This window comes from Catenuloplanes indicus (assembly GCF_030813715.1).
GTDB lineage: Bacteria > Actinomycetota > Actinomycetes > Mycobacteriales > Micromonosporaceae > Catenuloplanes > Catenuloplanes indicus.
This window is the reverse complement of the sequence record NZ_JAUSUZ010000001.1, coordinates 6,234,610-6,253,660: the sequence shown is the minus strand read 5'-3', so window position 1 is coordinate 6,253,660 and position 19,051 is coordinate 6,234,610. Positions and strand designations below refer to the sequence as shown.

The 19,051-nt window shown below is 63.4% G+C and carries 17 protein-coding genes and 2 tRNA genes; 8 read left to right on the top strand and 11 right to left on the bottom strand.

Annotated features, from left to right (window positions below):
* Positions 1-158: 158 nt before the first annotated feature.
* The 4 genes from J2S42_RS28360 to J2S42_RS28345 form a co-directional block, all read right to left on the bottom strand.
* Positions 159-231 (bottom strand) — tRNA-Glu (locus tag J2S42_RS28360).
* 161 nt (positions 232-392) lie between these two features.
* Positions 393-464, bottom strand: a tRNA-Gln gene (locus tag J2S42_RS28355).
* Between the two features lie 113 nt (positions 465-577).
* A complete protein-coding gene (locus J2S42_RS28350) occupies positions 578-1,384 on the bottom strand; it encodes a fumarylacetoacetate hydrolase family protein (RefSeq protein WP_307243928.1) in 807 nt (268 codons plus the stop codon).
* A gap of 9 nt (positions 1,385-1,393) precedes the next feature.
* On the bottom strand, positions 1,394-1,837 hold the full coding sequence (locus J2S42_RS28345) for a GNAT family N-acetyltransferase (RefSeq protein ID WP_370879279.1): 444 nt from the start codon (positions 1,835-1,837) through the stop codon (positions 1,394-1,396).
* 26 nt (positions 1,838-1,863) lie between these two features.
* Between J2S42_RS28345 and J2S42_RS42005 the strand changes: the two genes are divergently transcribed.
* Positions 1,864-2,097, top strand: a complete 234-nt coding sequence (locus tag J2S42_RS42005) for a hypothetical protein (RefSeq protein WP_370879278.1) — start codon at positions 1,864-1,866, stop codon at positions 2,095-2,097.
* A 4-nt stretch (positions 2,098-2,101) separates the two neighbouring features.
* Entirely contained in the window at positions 2,102-3,001 is a 900-nt protein-coding gene (locus J2S42_RS28335) for a 3-methyladenine DNA glycosylase (protein WP_307243925.1), read from the top strand.
* A gap of 53 nt (positions 3,002-3,054) precedes the next feature.
* On the opposite strand, the gene J2S42_RS28330 is transcribed toward J2S42_RS28335, so the two are convergent.
* From J2S42_RS28330 to J2S42_RS28310, 5 genes are all read right to left on the bottom strand, one after another.
* Complete coding sequence (locus tag J2S42_RS28330) at positions 3,055-3,705, bottom strand: hypothetical protein (protein ID WP_307243922.1); 651 nt, start codon at positions 3,703-3,705, stop codon at positions 3,055-3,057.
* Positions 3,706-3,779: 74 nt separating this feature from the next.
* Complete coding sequence (locus J2S42_RS28325; protein ID WP_307243920.1) at positions 3,780-5,339, bottom strand: type I restriction-modification system subunit M; 1,560 nt, start codon at positions 5,337-5,339, stop codon at positions 3,780-3,782.
* Positions 5,336-6,826, bottom strand: a complete 1,491-nt coding sequence (locus J2S42_RS28320; protein WP_307249081.1) for a restriction endonuclease subunit S — start codon at positions 6,824-6,826, stop codon at positions 5,336-5,338. Before J2S42_RS28320 ends, J2S42_RS28325 begins: the two co-directional genes overlap by 4 nt.
* Before the next feature lie 5 nt (positions 6,827-6,831).
* Complete coding sequence (locus J2S42_RS28315; protein ID WP_307243918.1) at positions 6,832-10,392, bottom strand: DEAD/DEAH box helicase family protein; 3,561 nt, start codon at positions 10,390-10,392, stop codon at positions 6,832-6,834.
* A 600-nt stretch (positions 10,393-10,992) separates the two neighbouring features.
* Positions 10,993-11,991, bottom strand: a complete 999-nt coding sequence (locus tag J2S42_RS28310) for a helix-turn-helix domain-containing protein (protein ID WP_307243915.1) — start codon at positions 11,989-11,991, stop codon at positions 10,993-10,995.
* A 285-nt stretch (positions 11,992-12,276) separates the two neighbouring features.
* Between J2S42_RS28310 and J2S42_RS28305 the strand changes: the two genes are divergently transcribed.
* Positions 12,277-13,305 carry a radical SAM protein gene (locus J2S42_RS28305; RefSeq protein ID WP_307243913.1) on the top strand — a complete coding sequence of 343 codons (1,029 nt, stop codon included), beginning with the start codon at positions 12,277-12,279 and terminating at the stop codon, positions 13,303-13,305.
* Positions 13,306-13,315: 10 nt separating this feature from the next.
* Positions 13,316-13,852 carry a class IV adenylate cyclase gene (locus J2S42_RS28300; RefSeq protein WP_307243911.1) on the top strand — a complete coding sequence of 179 codons (537 nt, stop codon included), beginning with the start codon at positions 13,316-13,318 and terminating at the stop codon, positions 13,850-13,852.
* A gap of 202 nt (positions 13,853-14,054) precedes the next feature.
* Here J2S42_RS28300 and J2S42_RS28295 read toward each other — a convergent pair whose 3' ends face one another.
* A complete protein-coding gene (locus tag J2S42_RS28295; protein WP_307243909.1) occupies positions 14,055-14,339 on the bottom strand; it encodes a hypothetical protein in 285 nt (94 codons plus the stop codon).
* Positions 14,340-14,355: 16 nt separating this feature from the next.
* Positions 14,356-14,694, bottom strand: a complete 339-nt coding sequence (locus tag J2S42_RS28290) for a DivIVA domain-containing protein (RefSeq protein ID WP_307243907.1) — start codon at positions 14,692-14,694, stop codon at positions 14,356-14,358.
* 380 nt (positions 14,695-15,074) lie between these two features.
* Here J2S42_RS28290 and J2S42_RS28285 point away from each other — a divergent pair, with 380 nt between their 5' ends.
* The 4 genes from J2S42_RS28285 to J2S42_RS28270 all read left to right on the top strand — a co-directional run bounded on the left by J2S42_RS28285 (position 15,075) and on the right by J2S42_RS28270 (position 19,035).
* Complete coding sequence (locus J2S42_RS28285) at positions 15,075-15,968, top strand: helix-turn-helix domain-containing protein (RefSeq protein ID WP_307243905.1); 894 nt, start codon at positions 15,075-15,077, stop codon at positions 15,966-15,968.
* A 17-nt stretch (positions 15,969-15,985) separates the two neighbouring features.
* Positions 15,986-16,171 carry a DUF397 domain-containing protein gene (locus tag J2S42_RS28280; protein ID WP_307243903.1) on the top strand — a complete coding sequence of 62 codons (186 nt, stop codon included), beginning with the start codon at positions 15,986-15,988 and terminating at the stop codon, positions 16,169-16,171.
* 1,047 nt (positions 16,172-17,218) lie between these two features.
* Entirely contained in the window at positions 17,219-17,605 is a 387-nt protein-coding gene (locus J2S42_RS28275; protein ID WP_307243902.1) for a hypothetical protein, read from the top strand.
* A complete protein-coding gene (locus J2S42_RS28270) occupies positions 17,605-19,035 on the top strand; it encodes an FtsK/SpoIIIE domain-containing protein (RefSeq protein ID WP_307243901.1) in 1,431 nt (476 codons plus the stop codon). The genes J2S42_RS28275 and J2S42_RS28270 overlap by 1 nt, the downstream gene beginning before the upstream one ends.
* Positions 19,036-19,051 lie beyond the last annotated feature (16 nt).

The following is a 19,051-nucleotide window of genomic DNA, read 5'->3' as shown; positions in this document are numbered from 1 at the left end:
GGCAGCGGCTGTGCGGCGGGCCACAGGAGGGCCGAGCGCGCGGCGCATCCTGGAAGCGGCACGGATTTCTGTGGGAAATGGTCACCCGGGCGTGGCCGATCGGGAAGTATGGGAGAAAGGGAAAGGCCCGCCTCACTGTCGTGAGACGGGCCTCGCTGTAGTCCCGAAGGGATTCGAACCCTCGCTACCGCCTTGAGAGGGCGGCGTCCTAGGCCGCTAGACGACGGGACCTCGGACTTGCTTTCTTACTTGATCTTGCGCTTTCTAGCTTACCAGGTCCGCCAAGCTGGCTTGCTGGGCCCTACCTGCCTTGCGGTCTTGCTCGGTCTCCCTCGCGGGCGACCGCTGGAACCTTACCAGATCCAGCTTCGTGACCCTTTCGGGTTACGTTGCTGGGGTACCAGGACTCGAACCTAGACTAACTGAACCAGAATCAGTTGGGCTGCCAATTACCCCATACCCCATCGGCGCCCCGCTTGCGGCGCCGGAAAGAACTTTACCTGACCCCATGTTGCCCGCCAAATCGGGCCGCCGCCCGGCATTTCCGCAGATACCCGGGCGGCGGCAACGGTGCAGGTCAGCGGGCTGCGACCGGGTTGGTGAGCTCGCCGATGCCCTCGATTCGGACGGAGACGAGGTCACCGTCGGTGATGGTGGAGACGCCGGCGGGGGTGCCGGTGAGGATCAGATCGCCGGGGAGCAGCGACATGACGTGCGAGACGTAGGACACCAGCGACGGGACGTCGAAGATCATGTCCTTGGTACGGCCGAGCTGGCGGACCTCGCGGACCTCGTCGCCGGGGCGGCCCACCTCGCAGCGGACCTCGAGGTCGGAGACGTCGAGCCGGGTCTCGATCCACGGGCCGACCGGGCAGAACGAGTCGAAGCCCTTGGCGCGGGTGAACTGGACGTCGTTCTTCTGCAGGTCACGCGCGGTGACGTCATTGGCGCAGGTGTAGCCGAAGATGACCTTCTCGGCGTCCTTGCGGTCGATCCGGCTGACCGGGCCGGTGCCGCCGATCACGATGGCCAGCTCGGCCTCGTGCTCGACCTGCTGGGACTGGACCGGCAGCCGGATCGTGTCGTTCGGGCCGATCACCGAGGACGACGGCTTGAGGAACATCAGCGGCTCCTTGGGCACCGCATTGCCCAGCTCAGCGGCGTGATCGGCGTAGTTGCGGCCGATCCCGATCACCTTGCTGGAGAAGATCGGGGCGAGCAGGTGGACGTCGGCGAGAGCCCACCGCTTGTTGGTGAACGTCACCGGCTCGAAGGGGGTCCGGTCGATCTCGGCGACGGTCAGTCCGGCGACGCCGGCACCGGCCTCGCCCTCGACCACTCCGAACGACACCCCACCGGCGTGAACGAAACGAGCAAAGCGCATGGGTCGAGCCTAAATCTCCAGCTTGAAGCCGACGTGGCTGGGCGTGAACCCGAGGCGTTCGTAGAAGCGATGTGCGTCGTGCCGCGCGGCGTTCGAGGTCAGCTGCACCAGTGAGCACCCACGGGACCGGGCCTCCGCGATCGCCCAGCGCATCAGTTCCGCGCCGAGGCCCTGACCACGGCGGTCGGACGCGATCCGGACCGCTTCGACCAGGCCCCGCGTCCGCCCGCGCTGTGCCAGCCCGGGGATCACGGTCAACTGGAGCGTGCCGACGATCACACCGTCCAGCTCGGCCACCGCGAGCAGCTGAGCGGGGTCGTCGTTCAACACCTCGAAGGCACGGCGGTACGGCGTGAGGTCCGTCACCGACTCCCGGCGGCGGCCGAGCCCGTCGTCGGCCAGCAGCGCGACAATCGCCGGAACGTCCTCGGCCACGGCCCGTCTCATTCTCATGCGGCCCATCGTCCTACGCTTGACGTATGCCCCTCCTCGACGAGTCCGTCTGGCGTGCCCGCGAGGCGGCCCACCAGGCGCGCGTCGACACCTGGATCGTGCCGCACCTGGAGCGCCGCCGCCGTGGCATCAAGCACCCGGTGCTGGACTTCCTGTTCAGGAAAGTCAAGATCACCAACACTCTAGCGTTTGACATCCATGCAGGTCAACCTATGCGGACACCGGGTCTCGCGCTGCTCCCCGGTACCCGTGGAGAATGAACCCATGACCTCGGCCGTCGATCGCTCCGCGCTCACGCTGCTCCCCCACCATGAGTGGCGCGCTCGACAGACGGCTCACGCCGCGCGGATCGACAGCCTCCTCGGCGACCACCTCGCCAAGCGCGCGAAGCACGGCCGCCAGTCGATCGAGGAATTTCTCCTCACGTACTACAACTTCCGGCCGGCGCAGCTTCGCCGTTGGCAGCCCGGTCCGGGTTTCCTGCTCGAAGACGCGACTCCCGAGGAGTTCGGTCCGTACTACGTCGCAGACGATGACGGCCTGGTCCGGCTCGACGTCGGCGCCGTCCTGGAACGTCGGCGCGAGTCCTTGGAGTGGATTCACCGCCTGCTCGCCTCAACTGCTGCACGGGCGCCACACTTCGGCTGCTTCGGGATGCACGAGTGGGCGATGGTCTATCGGCAGCAGCCCGCGGAGACCCGGCACAACATCCTGCCGCTCCGGCTTGGCGCGGAGGGAACAGCCGCGGTCGTCGACCAACTCACGGTGCGGTGCAGTCACTTCGACGCCTTCCGCTTCTTCACCCCCGCCGCGAAGCCGCTCAACCTCCTCCAGCCGACCCGCGACACACAGCACGAGCACGACCAGCCCGCCTGCCTCCACGCGAACATGGACGTCTACCGCTGGGCCTACAAGCTCTCCCCGCTTGTCCCGAGCGAGCTGATCGCCGACTGCTTCGAGCTGGCCAAGGAGATCCGCACGCTGGACATGCGCGCCAGCCCGTATGACCTCACGACAATCAATCTCGAACCATTGATGGTGGAGACACCCGACGGCCGCGCGGAGTACGTACGGTTCCAGCGCAACTTCTTCGAGCGAGCAGGCGAGCTGCGGCAACAGCTAGTTGGCCGTTGCGAACAGGCTCTAGGTCAGCTTGGTTTGTGAAGCGCTCCGATTCATCCGTAACGATCGGCGTAGGCACGGCCGCCCCCCTCCCCTTACCCAAGAACAGTGGCGATGGCCAGAGCGATACGCTCGATCCAATTGATCGCGTCGGTGACCTCTGCGTCGGTGATGGCTCGCCGCTCATGAAGGCTTCCATCGACCAGATCGGCCTCATGAGCGATCTTGTTCCGACGCTCGGTGATGGCGATGTACCGCCTCTTCAGCGCCTGCTCGTTCATCGCGGTCCGGCCATGGGTCCACTCGTTGATCTGGCCGGCTGCCTTGACCCAGACGTTCTCCTCGGTTACTAGCTTGAGCGCCTCGCCGATCTTCCGAGGGTTTTGCAGGGCGACGTTGCCCCACTTCAAACGCACTTGCTCGGACACCGCATCGGCAAGGGTTGTGGTTCCTCGCCGAACCTCTTCCACCCTCCTGAGCGGAAGCTCGAAGGCGGTGAGCTGGTAGGGCATTCCGGGACCGTCTTGAGCGGCAAGTTCCGCCACGCGCCGGTACAACTCCTCGTGAAACCAATGGTCGATAGCGCCGACAGCCTGCACCCAAGCGGCGCGGTAGAAGTCGCCGATGTCAAGGATCGGGGACTGGAAGGCTGCCAGGCTCTGCCCGGCTACGACCATCTTCCTGGCGTACTCGATGTTGGTCTTGAACGCCTGGAACTCACGCGTCTGCGGATACTCACGAACCACTGACCCACCCCGCCCTTCGATTGACTGCAATCAGCCTTCCGGCTGGGGCGGGGTGGGCGCAAGTCCATTGTGGATCAGTAGGCCATTGGCTCCTCGATCATCTCGGCGTCAGCCGGCACCTCCGCACCGAGCGCTTCCGCGATCGCGGCGAACTCGTTCAGTGCGGCCTGGAGGTCTTCGATGATCTCCTGAGCGATCACATCGGGCGGTAGCAGGCTGTCGGCATCGTCGAGCGCAGGATCGCGCATCCAGGTGATGTCGAGGTTGACCTTGTCGCGGGCAATGAGTTCGGCATAGTCGAAGCACTTGAACCGCTCCGACTCCTCACGCCCGGCGCGTGGCCTCCCTGGTAAATATGCCTGAACGAACTCCTCCAGGTCGGCTCGGCGGAGCGGGTGCTGCTTAAGGGTGAAGTGCTTAGCCGTTCGAAAGTCGTACACCCAGAGCTTCGTTGTGTTGGGCACTCCGCCGCTGCGCGGCGGCTTTTTCTCGAAGAAGAGGACGTTGGCTTTAACGCCACCGGCGTAGAAAATCCCGGTGGGCAAGCGCAAAATTGTGTGCAAGTCGAACTCGTCGAGCAGCCGTCGGCGCACCTTCTCCCCGGCACCGCCTTCAAACAGCACGTTGTCTGGAAGAACGACCGCGGCTCGCCCATTCATCTCCAACAACGACATGATGTGCTGAAGGAAGTTGAGCTGCTTATTCGTGGTGGTAGCGCGGAAGTCCTGCCGGTCGTAGGAGATGTCCTCCCTGTCGGCCTTGCCGTCCGTGCCGATAACCGTGATGGCCGACTTCTTGCCAAACGGCGGATTGGCAAGAACCAGGGAGGCGTGCTTCTTGGGCGGTTCGGCGAGTGCGTCTCCGACAGTGATCAATGAAGGCCCATCAGCGTCGCCGATACCGTGCAGCAGCATGTTCATCGCCGCCAGTCGTGCAGTCCCGGTGACTAGCTCGTTACCCCAGATCCTCCCAGCTCCAAGCGCTAGACGCCGCTCGCGCGAAAGGTACTGCATGTGGTGCTCGCGAATGTAATGATGAGCAGCAATGAGAAAGCCGCCGGTTCCGCATGCAGGATCGGTGATTGTGTCGTCCGGCCCCGGTTGCATCACATCGACCATGGCGTCGATCAGTGCTCGTGGGGTGAAGTACTGGCCAGCGCCGGTCTTGGTATCCTCAGCACCTTTGGCGAGTAGACCTTCATAAGCGTCACCCTTTAGGTCAGCGCCCTGAACGGTCCATTCTTCCCGGCCGATTAAATCGATCACGAGTTTCTCAAGTAGCGACGGCTCGGTGATCCGATTCTGGGCCTTCGCGAAAATAGTGCCGAGCGTGGTTCCGGGATTCCTCGCCAGCTCGTTTAGAATATTACGATAATGCATTTCAAGCTCGTAGCCCTTAAGGCTCGCCAGTGACCTCCAGTTATAGCCCGAAGGCACGACCGCTTTTGCCTCATCCTCCGTGAACGGGTCGGTTGAAATCTCGTCAACCATCTTCAGGAAGAGCAGATATGAGAGCTGCTCCACATAATCAATCGTGGATAGACCATTATCTCGGAGGACGTTGCAATAGTTCCACAATTTTGCAACAAGGTTATTTGTTCTGGCACGAGCGACAGCCGAAGCGGGAAGCGTCACAGCGGCAACTCCTGCTGAGTGGCCAAAACGGACGTTTGGCTTGAATGCGGTGGAGGTGGAACCTCTTCTCGCCCCCCAGGCCCTGTTGATCGACCTGCACGCTTGGGTCTATTGAACCGGATCCCATGCTGCTGACCGCTACGCCCCAAAAGACTGACCGCAGGCTCATCGGCGGAATCTTGGGGTGCAATTTTGCCGCCGAAGGCGTGAGTCAAAATAGAGCGACGCAAGGAGGATGCCTTACTCAAAGAGCCTTCAATCACCGAATGGAAGTGGGTGGCCATCACGCTGAATTCTTCGATAGCAGCAACGATATGGCGCTGGGTAGCGAGGGGTGGCAGAGGAATCTGAATGGCCTCCACCTTTGCTTTGTTCAGGGCGGGTTGATTCCCTCCCGAACTTGCTCTACGCGACTCAAGATAACGCTGCTCCAGCGCCAGAAAAACGTACTCGGGAAGGACACGGGTTTCCGAAACGCGGATCGATGCACAATTTTGGTTGTGCGCCGCTTCAATATCAAGGATTCCGACCTGCCCTCGCGTTTTCCCTTCACCGATCATGGCAATCATGACCGTTCCTGGCGGGTGAACCCTCGTCTCCCAGTTTCCCACCGCGCTCGGTGAAATTTTCTCACGAGTTTCAGAAATTCGACTGAAATTCACTTCACCACTGGATACCCAAGGGACGGAACCAGACCACAGAGAGGGCTCCTTGCGGCTCGGCGTGGTCCCGACATAGACCTTGAAAAGGTCGCCCAATTTAGCCCAAAGCCAACCTTCGGGCAATTTCCAAGGGTAGCCACTCTGAACAACCGGCGAGCTAGGAAGCAAATCTCTTGCTGTACCCTCCTCCAGTAATAGCGGAATTCCTTCACCCTTCAACGCACGCGTCAATGCGGCCTGCCTAAGCTTAGCTACTTGCCCCTTCGAGCGGCGCACATAATCCACGGCAACGTCGAGTCGGGAAACATGATCTTCGATCAATTCGATAATTCGACCCTGCTCCGGCGATGGAGCAAGCGGGATCCGGAAGTCCATTAACGCATCGGTGGATAATGACGCAACGGTCGTGCCCGACTTCCGACACTGCCGCATTATCTCCGGAGCAAAAGCGCGCAACGCCCACGCAACCCACCGCGGAGAGATCCCTGGATGAGTTTGGATCGCTTTCATGTCTTGATTGAGCGTGGTATTGAATGGAACCAGAGCGACGGGAATTGTACGTTCCAGAATTCCCGACCGCACAACGATAGCTACAGATCCTGCGGGGACAACCGTAACTGGGGATTTTTCAACTGCCACGTCCGTGATGCGATCTCGGGTATGGCGCAGCGTATCACGTCCCATATCTTTAGGCGAAAGCCATGGAATAGAGCCATTAGACCAATATTCGTCACGGCTCTTGGATGGTGTGGCACCGCCAAACCATCTACCAACTTCCCCTAAAGGAGCCCAGGTCCATCCGATTGGAAGTGCCGGTTGATGCATGCCGCTCAAGCCAGTTCTCGATTCAGTTCACTCAGCAATGATCGAACGTTTCGGTCGGGGAAGGCGTGGGCGAATCCGCGGCCGCCGCCGTGTCCTTTAAAGGGCTCGGCGTTGAACTCGGCAGGGCTGATTCCGACGTCGCTGGCGACCACGTCACGGATGGAGCGCAACCACCACATCTGCTCCTCCGTAAAGCCGGCCCCGGCCTGCTCCTGACGCAGCAGCCATCCCTCGAAACGTTCCTCCACCGTCGCCCAATACGGCCGCAGTTCCTGATCGGCACCAAGCTCGTACCGGATCAGGGAAATAAGGTCGGGGATGCCAGCTTCACGATCCCCGCGATGGGTTGCGACTCCGAGATCCTCGTAGTACACCCACAGCGTCTGTGGTGTCCACCAGAAGTCCGGCCGCCGGATGTCCGACGCGAGTTCCTTAAGCGCGCCGTACGCTTCGCCGGGGGAGACTGCCCGAGGGCTGGTTAACGCAATCTGAACTGCCGCGATTCGGTCACGTTCTTCCTCCAGCAAGCGTCGCCAGCGGCCAACCTGTTCCCGGGCGCGCTGCTCGCGTGGGACCTCGTAGACGTCGGTCACATTCACGGCGGTGACTTCATCGATCACGTAGTCCTTGTCCCGTCGGATTTCGATGATGTGTCGACGCAGCTCGGGAGACTGAGTCAGCGGCGCGATCGCGTCCTCGATGAGCTGGCGGGCAGCTTTCCTACCCCCATCGGCTTCGGCCTTCTCTTGCCGGTCTGGGTCGACAGCCTTGACGATGGCGCCAGCGATGTCCGACAGGGTACGCCCACCGGCAGCCCTGGTCAGTTGGTCGCGTTCCTCGCTAGTCAGCTGCTGGTTGAGGCGTGCGAGCCGCCCCGCGAGGATCTCTGCTTCTGAAGCGGTGATCGACTTGGTTCCGGCCTTATCCAGCAGCTTCGCGAGGGAAACCTGTCGCTCACCAGCAGGAACGAGCGGTTTCGCATCCACGAGCGGGGAATCCGTTACGCCGACCGCGTCGATCAGGACGAAGCGCTCCTTGCGCACGGCATCGTCAGCGTCCGGGGTGACTTCTTGCAGTTCGGTTGGGTCGATGGTGCGAGCGCCTCGTCCCTTCATCTGCTCGAACAGCACGGCGCTGCGCACTTCGCGCAGGAAGATCACGCATTCCAGCGCCTTGACGTCCGTGCCGGTTGCGATCATGTCGACAGTGACCGCTACGCGCAGCCGAGGTGAGGTCCGCAGGTCACGGATGAGCTGTTCTGGGTCGTCGCCGGCCTGTCGACTCTTGTAGGTGATCTTCTTTGCGAAGTCGTCGCCGCGGCCGAACACCTCCTTGACCAGAGCGAGCACGTCTTCGGCGTGGTCCTCGCCCACCGCGAAGATTAGCGTCTTCGGCAACTCGGCACGTCCAGGGAACCAGCGTCGCCAGTTGTCGCGGTACGCGAGCAGCACCGCCCTGATCTCATCTACCGCGACCACCGATCGGCCAATCTGCCGGGTGGTGTACGTGAAGTCATCGTTCAACTCCTGGTAGCGCTGCCGGCGGGTCTTACGGTCGCGAACCCGCACGGTCGTGCCCTGCTCGATAGTGGCGGCCCCCCTCTCGCGCAGGTCTGTATGCATGCGGACGACGTCGAAATCCACGTTGACGCCGTCGGCAACCGCTTGTGGGTAGGTGTACTCGGAAACGACATTGCGGTTGAAGAATCCGATGGTCTGGGCGGTCGGTGTGGCAGTCAAGCCGACCAGGTGGGCGTCGAAGTACTCCAGAACGCCCCGCCAAAGGCCGTAGATGGATCGATGACACTCATCGATGATGATCAAGTCGAACGACTCGATCGGGACATCTGGGTTGTAGGACACCTCGATCGGTAGATCTGTAGCGTAGGCATCCTCGTACGCCAGCTCGCCCTGGCCCTCATCGGCCTGGTCCTCATCGCTGACGGTCTCGCCTCGCAGCAGCGAGTACATCCTCTGGATGGTGCAGATGACCACCGACGAGGTGTCTTGGAGTCCGGCCGCACCGAGCCGGTCGATGTTGTAGATGTCGGACAGCTTGCGACCGTCGTCGGGTGTCGTGAATTTGCGAAACTCGTCGAGTGCCTGCTTGCCCAGGTTGGTGCGATCCACCAGGAAGAGGACGCGACGCGCTCTGGCGTACTTGAGAAGCCGATAAGTCTGGGCCACCGCTGTGAAGGTTTTGCCAGCTCCTGTCGCCATCTCAATCAACGCACGCGGCCGGTCCTCTCCGAGAGATTCTTCAAGGCCGGCAATCGCATCGATCTGGGCTAGGCGCAACCCGTTCGGCTCCAGCACAGGGAGCCGCCGCAGGGCTGCCCGGAAGGTCGGAACCTCGGCTGCGCCGTCGGCGCGCTGCATCCAAGCATCCACCGTTTCTGGCCGGTGGAAAGAGAACACCTCGCGGGATCTGGCATCCGGATCGAGGCGGTTAAGGAAGTACGTCTCTGTGCCGGTCGTGGCGTAGCGGAACGCGAACGGTTCGTCCCGTCGCCAAACTGCGAGACTGTGTTCCTTCAGCACACCAGCGGCGTAGCGGTCGTTCTGCTGAACGGCGCTGGACAGATGGTCGCCCTCACGCTTGGCTTCGACCACGCCGACGATCTTGCCGTCGACATACAGCACGTAGTCGGCTCGGCCGGTAGCCAAGGTGAACTCCCTGACCGCTACGCCCAACGCAGCCATGGGATTGATTTGATCACGGTCTTGGATAACCCAGCCGGCCGCGCGGAGCATCTCGTCGATAACGTCGCGGGCTTGCACCTCATTGAGCGGTGCGGCTCGCTGCGCCCGGTGGACGATGGCGTCGCGTCGCTGAGCGTCGACCTTGCGTGGCTGGTGGCGGGCGATCTCATACTTGACTTGCTGTACGCTACGGAGCTCCCCAATTTGCGCCGTCAGCTGCTCGATCATTTCAAGTAGCTGACGCTTGTTGGCGTCGGCGCTGGCGATGAGGCTCTCGGCCTCAACGCGTGCCTTGCGCTCAGCCTCCAACGCGCTCGTGGACTCCGCCAGACGCGTTCGCGCCTGAGTCAGCGCTTGCCGGTGACCGTTCAGCGCCTCACGCAGCTCGGTTAGTTCTGCCGGGTCCGTGACCTGCGCGCTCTCACCAGGATCGATCGGCGGGACGAACTGGGCGACCGTCCGGCGACCCTCAATAGCGTCGTGAAACCAGAGACCTAGCTGGTAGCAAACCTGGACTGCGGAGAGCGCACCCGCGGTGTCGAACAAGTGCCGATGTGCGGCCCTATTACGGTCGCGGCGCACCTGGTCGAAGGCGTCACGGATAGCCGGTGTGAGCACGCCAGCTCGGGTCAGGGCCGTCAAGCGGTCGATCTGCCGGTCGCCCTCCACACGCATCCCGGTTCGAGTGACCAGTTCCTCGGCTAGGACTTCACCGAACTGTCCAGCCTGCACCATCGACGAGTTTGGATTCGTGAAGACGGTGGCCTCGGCCATGGCGCCGTACATCGCAAGCAGCGGTTGGAGGGCGAACAGAAGTCCAAAGTTCGGCGATCCCTTGGCGAGATCACTGAGCCGCTTGTCCACGAGTCCCCCCGAGATCCACAGACTGAACCCGGAAATTCTACGGAGCGATCAAGGTAATTCCAACGAGGTTCGGCCGTGTGTCTTATCGGGAGGCAGGATGCGCCAGGCTTGGGTGATACGTGCGCTTTTGCCCTTTAAGGTCGAGATGACAGCAGTCAGGTTGAGTCTCGAATCAGGATTGACGTTGGCCTGGCCTTACGACTTGGCCCGGATGCCTTCGGCGTCCTTAGGTTCGGTGCCGATGCCTACGCGAAGCAGACGCCCTTCACACGCGGGGCAGAGCCGTGGCTGGAGACACGGTGAGGATCTGTTAGCTGGCTCGTTGATGCCGGCCGGCTCGGCTGCGCTCACTCGATCTTTGAGGATCTTGGTCGGCGTCTGGCGGGTGGGCGCCAGCAAGGCTAGCTCGACCTCGATGACGGCCACCTCGGCGGCGGGTTCGATCTGCTACTCGATTAGTTTTCGCGGACGGCAGTCGCAGTGGCCTCGCGTGCGACGATCAGATCCAGAGATTCGTGATGTTCACACCGTGTCCCCGCCAGGTCGGTGCCTTGGCATCATTTAGCTGGCATAGCGCAACCACGGAATTGAGTAACATCGTCAGGCCAACCTACTTAGTCGATCGCGGCAACTCGTGATAGCGCGCGCACGCTCCGCCCCGAAAGCGTCTATCGCCGCCTCCAACCGTCGACCGGCGAGCGGCGCAGCCTTACGATGGCCTCCACGAGCCAGCACATATAGCGCCTTACCTCCAGCCGCGTGAGCATGCGCATCATGCCCGGACGCATAAGGCCGAACCGCGGCTGGCAGGTCCGATAGGTTGACGGCGTCGTGAGCCTCATCGGCCTCACCGATACACCGGATAGTTCGCGAAAAGTCGCCAAGCTGCGCGTACGCGTTCGCTCGCGTTGACATCAATAGGAAACGGAGAACGGGCACATCCGGCTCGGCCCGGTCGAGCAGATTGAGGGCCTGTTGCGGACTGGCTTCGTCGAGCCGCAAGCTCGCAAGGTTCACCAGCGTCAGCCAGCGCTGAGCCGAGTCAGGCGTAAGGAGAAGCGCAAAGTCGTAGATCCGGCTGGCCCTACCGAGCTGACCGGTGTCTGCCATCGACCAGGCGGTTCTATCAGCAAGTCTGCCAACCGTTGTCAGCAGCGACTCGCGGATCTTGTCGGGCATATCCATGTCGAGCAAAGCGGCGGCATATCGCAGTTGACCTCGGGCTGCCGCAGCAGCGGCCTTGCCGCCGTGCTTCAAACCAAGGCTGGTCAGCATGTCGACTGAAGCATCCAGGGCACCCAGGTCGGGTGGATCAAATCGCGTCGGCGTAGCGGCCGGGATTTCCAGCTCAGACCAGACTGCTTGCGAGACGAGTCCTGCGCCCATCTTCAGCAGCGCACGGCGACGCACAGAGTCACCTCCCAACGCCTTGTCGTAGGCATCGATGTGCCAGGACTTTACTTCCTTCTCGCCGGTCTCCAGCTTCGAGAGGTACGGCTTGCTGAAGCCGGTGGCCTGGCCCATGCGGGACAGGCTCCATCCGACCGCCTCGCGGGCAGTCCTCAGGATCTCGCCGAGGGTCGGGGCTTCTTCAGTCATCACGCCAAGAGGCAACGGTGGGAAACGGCTCGCATCTTCAGTCAGCCTTGCCGATGGCTGACGCTCTGTCTAGCAGTCATTCGCTACCGGTCATGCATCACATCCGGATGGGCCGAGCGAGTCAACCGCCGTGGTCGGCGGCGCATCCGTTGGGTGGCGCTGCCGTACCCGGACGCTAGCCGAGCCCACGGGAGTGCAGTGATGTCTGTCGTGCCTGTTCAACGTGCCTTCGATGCGGGCGCCGCATCCGTACCTGTGTCAGTGGATCGAGATCGAACACTGCGGGTGAAGATCATCGACAGTTGCGGGATGACGTGCACGTTCTGCCACAACGAGGGAACACCGGTCGCGGCGGACAACTCGCGCTCGTCCGGCCGGTTCGTGCCGCAGGGTGCCTCGGGTCGAGTCTCGATCTACGTCGCCACCAACGGCGCACGTTTCGTTCCGGCGGCCGTCGTTCCGGATCTGGAGTTCGTGACGGCGCTGGCGAGTCTGTGCCACGCACTGGAGCTTGAAGAGGTGCATCTGACTGGTGGCGAGCCTACGCTGCATCCGCACCTCGCCGATATTGTCCGCGTCGCCGCTTCGGCCGGCCTCCGGGTCGGCATCACGTCGAACGGCGAGCGCGGCGCTGCCGTACTGGAGGACTGCGCTCGGGCGGGGTTGGATCGGGTCAACTTCAGCGTGTTCGGTACGACGCCGCAGGAACTCGCTCAAGTCCAAAATTCGCGGTTCTCAAACGTTCGGCGGGCCGAGCGGAAGATCGCCGCGTTGAAGGAGTCGATCGCGGCAGCAGAGCGGACCGGGCTGCGGGCGAGCGCAAACATCGTTGTGCCCGATGCAGGCCACGCGCCGCGAGTGCGGCGGCTCCTTGAGGGCTACTCCCCCTGGCTCACCGTCCGGCTCTTGAACTCGCTGGACGACGGCCCGGAGTCGGTGGATGCCATCCTCCAGGTCCTCGACGATCTGGGCGCGGTGGCGACGGCTCACCACGTAACGGCCGGCGTCTCCGGAAGCCGGACGGCGTACAAGCTTCCGGGTGGTCGTACGGTCTGGTTCAAGCAGATCCGGAGCGTCCGGTTGCCTGAGACCTGCGCGGGGTGCAGGTTCAACAACGGCACCGATTGCCAGGAGGGTTTCTATGGCGTCCGGCTCTACCGGGACGCCGCGGGCGGCTATCAGGTCGGCGTGTGCATACAGCGCATGGACCTCTGCATGCCCGTGGAGGAATTCGTCCGGCACGATCTGTGCCGGGAGGTCTTGGCGCTTCGAGACGCCGAGTACCGCCAGCTAACCGAAGGTCGATCACTGTGAGAGGAAAACCATGCCCGCTGAGTACGAGGCGAAGAAGCTTGATGTCGATCCCGCTTCGACGGCTGAGCTGATCATCTCCAAGGGCGGGCGCAAGGTCAACGGCCCGACGCTTCAGCGCCGCTACGTCTACGACATCACGCCGGGCGACCAAAGCAAATGGATTCGCCTGCGCGACACCGGCACGAAGACCACGCTCGCGGTCAAGGAGATCTCGCACGACGGCATCGACGGCACGTACGAGGTGGAGGTGACCGTCGACAGCCTCGACGCGACCAACGAACTCCTGGGGTTCCTCGGTTTCCATCCGAAGTCGTACCAGGAGAACCGCCGGACGAGCTTCGTGCTCGACGGTGCCGAGCTGGAGATCGACGAGTGGCCGATGATCCCGCCGTATCTAGAGATCGAAGCGTCGTCTCCGGAGGAAGTGCGGCGGATCGCGGCGCTGCTCGGGTTCGAGGAATCACAGCTCACCAGCGAAAACACCACGAAGGTCTACCGGCGGTACGGCATCGAGCTGAGCGAGCACAAGGTCGTGGGCTTTAGCTGATGTCCTGGTCGGCGGGAGCAGCGAACAGAGACGCGGAAGGCCCCAGCGGGGAGATGCTGGGGCCTTCCTCTTTGCGCCCTTGCGCAGGGTCGTGCAGGGGGGATGCACGGCGGAATCCCTGCGCGCGGGGGTCTTCATGGCGCCGCGATGGTCGCTCGTCTGAGGACAAGCGCTACCGAGACCAGCGTGCCGGGCGTACCGCTTACTGCTCCTGCTTGCCGTTTCGGACGGCGTCAGGAAGAGCCGCGACCCGGACGCAGAGCGGGATCGGGTCGGCGTCGGAAGCCGAGCCGTTGACGGTGACGGTCAGCCACAGCCACTCCATGACCGGATACTGAGCAAGATCCGCGCCGACCGTAACCACCTCGACGTTGAGCACGTGCTTGTAGGACGGGCCGTAAAGGTAGTCATCGCGCTTCAGAGCGAGTCGTACCCCTCGCTCGATGACGGGCAGAGCTGGCGCCTGTGGCTGCCGCACGGTCGGCATGAGCCTTCACCTTCTCCTATTCGTGGCTTTGCACCCGGTATCGGCCGGATGCCGGGTAGCTCGCGGTTGCCACGGACCATGCGGGCGATCTGAGCGCGTCCTCAGATACGGCGTAACGCGGGACCGCCATCGGTACGGGCTGGTGGGCCGTCGGGTCCGGCGTGAACTGGGACTGCCACCGACGGAGGCCATCTGTCACCCGGTCCTTCTCCACTCGGGCAGCGCGTGCCTCGGCGAGAGCTGCGTCGATCGCGGCTGCGACAACGTCGAGGTACTCGTACACCTCGTCGGCGTCGATGCCACGGCGGAAGCGTCTGATGCCGAACCTCTTGCGCCGGACCTCCTCCGGGGTCATCGCCGTGAGCCTTCGGGCGCGCTGCGGGAGGACGACTTCCGGCCTCGCGCCAGATACGGCGGGATCGCTGTGCAGTGGGGTCTTCAACTCGTCTCCCGTCGGTACGAATCGGAGGGCGCAAGCCGTGTGCCGGCTGCTCAGCTCGTAACCACTCCGACGATCCAGCCCAGCGGAGAGCGGCGGAGCAGACCACCTGCAACCACTCTCCGCTGGTACGACGCTCAGGCATTCCAACGAGCCGTCGCCCAGTCAGACTTGCACGCCACCTTCTGAGTATTCAATCCCTTCACTCCAAAAAGTTCCATGGAACTTTTTAGAGTCTCACCGGTACGGTTGTCACTGAGAGTTGCGCACGAGCGCGACTGAGCGAGAGGATTGCCGTGCTTCAGGAGCGGAACTCGGAGGTAGACAACGTGCCCAGGGAAACAGGCCCGACGATCGCGCGGCTACAACTGGGTGGACAGTTGCGCACTCTCCGTGAAGGCAAGGAAGTGAAGCCGGCCAGCACGGCAGACCTGATCGGCGGCTCGGTCTCGAAGGTCTACAAGATCGAGAGCGGAGACATCGCCGTCGGCAAGTCCGACTTGATGGTCATGCTCCGGCACTACGGCGTGGACGAGGGCTCGGCCCTCTGGGTGACCATGCTCGACCTCCAGCGCCGCAGCAAGGAACGCGGCTGGTGGGCATCGTTCGGAGCACTTCCCGATGCGCACGCGGCTTACGTCGGGCTGGAGTCCGGCGCGAAGACCGTCAAGAACTTCGAGTTGGCCGTAGTGCCTGGCCTGCTCCAGACCGAGGACTACGCACAGGTCATCGTCAGCGCGAACCGACCGGACGATCCCGCCGAGGCGCACCGCCGGACAGCGCTGCGCGTCCGTCGCCAAGAGGCGCTGACCACGAACGATGATCCGTTGGAGCTGTGGGCCATCATGGATGAGGCGGTCCTCCGCCGAGCGACCGGTGGACCGGCGGTGATGCGGGCGCAGCTCCGCCACCTGCTCGACATGACGAAACTGCCGAACGTCAACATCCTCGTGGTGCCGTTCGCCGAGGGCTGGCATCCGGGCACGTTCGGCTCGTTCGTGGTGCTGGAGTTCGACCCCGAGATCCACTCGCCGATCGTCTACATCGAGACTCCGGCCGGTGAGCAGTATCTGGAGCGAGAGCAGGAGGTCCGGCGGGTTATGTTTTCCTTCAGCCACCTGCAAAGCGCCGCGCTCAGCGTCAGCAAGAGCCGGGCGTTGATCGAGGCAATCGCCAAGGATCTGGCGTAAGGAGCAAGGAGAGACCCGTGGACCTGAACCGCGCAGCATGGCGCAAGAGCACCCGCAGCAACGCCAACGGGCAGTGCGTGGAGATCGCCGACAACATCTCCGGGATCGTCGCGGTCCGCGACAGCAAGGACCCGGCCGGTCCGGCGCTGGTCGTCAGCTCGGTCGCGTTCGGCGCGTTCACGGCGAGCTTGAAGCGTCGCTGACCGCGACCGAGTCAAATCACGCGATGGATAGTCCGAGCGCGATGTCGACGACCACGGTGCTTTGATCGGCGGCAGCATCGCAGAAGCCCAGCTCATCCAGGCCCTCGTCTCCCCGCTGGAGGCGAGGGCCTTCTGCTTTGCAAAGTCTCAGGGGCTCACCGAACTCGGCAAAATAGTTCCATACGAGTCGAATCTCTTGGCATATCGAGGCACTCACTTCTACCGTTGCCGCATGGGGATGGTTGAGAGCGAGATATCACTCGGCAGAGTCCCGCCGGGGACAACCAAGAAGCAAGCCGAGTCATCCAGGGGCAAGCCGGGCTTGCCCGGTGCGGCAGCACCTCAGAACGTGCTCAGAGTCGGGAGGCGGGCCGCCGCAGCGTTCGTACTGAACAGCGAATGGCGGCCCTGTCTGACGCGACTAGGTGGGTCAACAGCGGTGGACAATCCCGCGACACGTATTTTGCGGCTATGGCCAGCCGGGATAGCCGGCCAGTCTTGCGTTTCCTCTTTTTGGGCGGGAGGGGGACCGGCCGAAGGCCGCACGCCCCCTCCCGACCCTCCCCCCTTTCCTTCTATCTCTGGCTGCCGCGACCCGCAGGGTCGCCTTGAACAAGTAAGGAAACTCGTACGCACCATCAGGCCGACCCCGACCCCAAGCTGCCAAAACTCCACCACAGCATCGGGGGCGGCGACATCCCACCAGCACTGCACAGCACCTTGAAGGCTGGCAGCAACAAGAGGGCGCCAAGTGCCGGGACAGGATTGGAACCGTCCGGCTGGCCCTTCTAGTGATCTAAGCCACAATCGTTTCAGCGGTTAAATGCGGCTACTTTCAGGCCCATTGCGTTGCCTTTGTTTGTCTTGAAAAGCGGACATCATATCGAGCTTGCCGCTGAGGTCAAGAGCGACTTAACTGATCACATCGCGGAAGCTTTGCATCCCATCCGGAATCGGCTCTTGCAACCGCGTTAACCAATATCAGCTACGCATTCGGGCGACTGGCTCGAATGATGCTTGCTGCCCTTTTTCTGACGAGGAGATGTCATGAATTCCATTCCTGTGGACCTGTCGCGGCTGGCCGGCCTGATTTGTATCGCGGCTCCGGAGCAGCGGACGACGCTGGATGGTGCGGTGCGGAAGGACCGTGACGGAAACACGTTGTGGGTGACCGGTATCGCGGTGCGGCGGGCCGATTCGCGTCGGGCGTCGGTGATCGATGTGCAGACAGCGGCGGAGCCGGTCGGGGTCGTGGAGGGCGCGGCGGTCGGGTTGACGGAGCTGGACGCCTCGATGTGGGAGATCGACGGTCGGCACGGGTTGTCCTACCGAGCGGCGTCGGTGTTCGCGAAGCCTCACGCGGAGCCGCCCCGTCCGGTGTCGACCTCGGGCGCGGCCGTGTCGGGTCGGACCTCCGGGAAGGCGGAGGCCTGATGCAGGTCCGAAACGGGCTTTCCGCCCATCTGTCGTCCATCGTCTCGGCTTCGTCCCCTGCTCCGTCTGGCGTCCTGCCTGGCGGGGCGGGGGTCACCCCCGAACAGCTCTACGACCTGGTGCAGAACCTGCCGCTGATCGCTGCCTGGGCCGCTGGCGCAGCCCTGGTCCTGCTCGTGGTCGCCGTGACGCTACGGCTGAGCGCTCCCCGGGTGTACTGGTTCACGTTGGGCTGGCTGCTGCTGGCAGCGCGAATGCGGCTGACCTGGCGTCGGCTGGCCCTGAACGCGGACATCTCTGCCATCGACCGGCCGGTAGCCGGGCTGTTCGACGACCCGCGCGCGGCACGAAGCCGGGCAGCGGTCCCACTCATACCGGTCCTGTGGCAGATCCGCCCACGCGCGTTCGGAGTCACGGCGAGCATCGGGATGCATTCCGGTCAGACCCCGGAGGCGTTCATCAAGGCGGCCGAAGCCATGGCCCACGCCTGGGGCGTCCACGCGGTCCGTATCACCCCCGGCCGGCGCGGCTCTGTAGACCTCACCGTCCTCCGTAATGACCCCCTTACCGGCACCGGCGCCCACGAAGATCGGGACGCGCTGGCAGAGGCCGGGCGGGCACCCGTCGCAGCGGACCTACTCGCGGAAATCGGGCGACGTGAAGACGGCCAGACCTGGGTGATCGACTTGAGCACCTTCCCGCACTGGCTGATCACGGGCGCCACCCAATCCGGCAAGTCCACCCTGATCAACGCGGCCGTCGCCCAGTGGGCAACCCGGCCGATCGCCCTGGTCGGCATCGACTGCAAAGGCGGCATGGAACTCGCCCCACACGCCTCCCGCCTCTCCGCCCTCGCCTGCGACCGCACCGAAGCCGCCGACGTACTCACCGGACTCCTCGACGAAGCCCAAGACCGGATGCGGCTGTGCCGCGAACACCGGGTGCGCAACATCTGGCAACTCCCCGACGCCGTCCGGCCGGTCCCGATAGTCGTGATCGTCGACGAGCTGGCGGAGCTGTACCTCATCGCCGACCGCAGCGAGAAGGAAGTCACCCAGCGTGCCACCGCGAACCTGCTGCGGCTCGGCCAGCTCGGCGCGGCCCTCGGCATCCACCTCATCGTCGCCGGTCAGCGCGTCGGCTCAGACCTCGGCTCCGGCGTCACCGCGCTCCGAGCACAACTGGCCGGCCGCATCTGCCTGCGCGTCAACGACGACGAAACCGCCCTCATGACCTTCGGAGATCTCCACCCCGACGCTGTCGACGCCGTGCAAGCCATCTCTCCCCACGATCAGGGCGTCGCCATCACCACCGCCGACGTCGGCGGCTGGATCCGCGCGCGCTCCACCTACCAGGACCCGGCAGACCTCGACGCCGCTGTGGCCGAGACCGCACCCCTCACACCGCGCCTGCCACGCCTCGACCACTGAGGCGAACTCCTCTCTC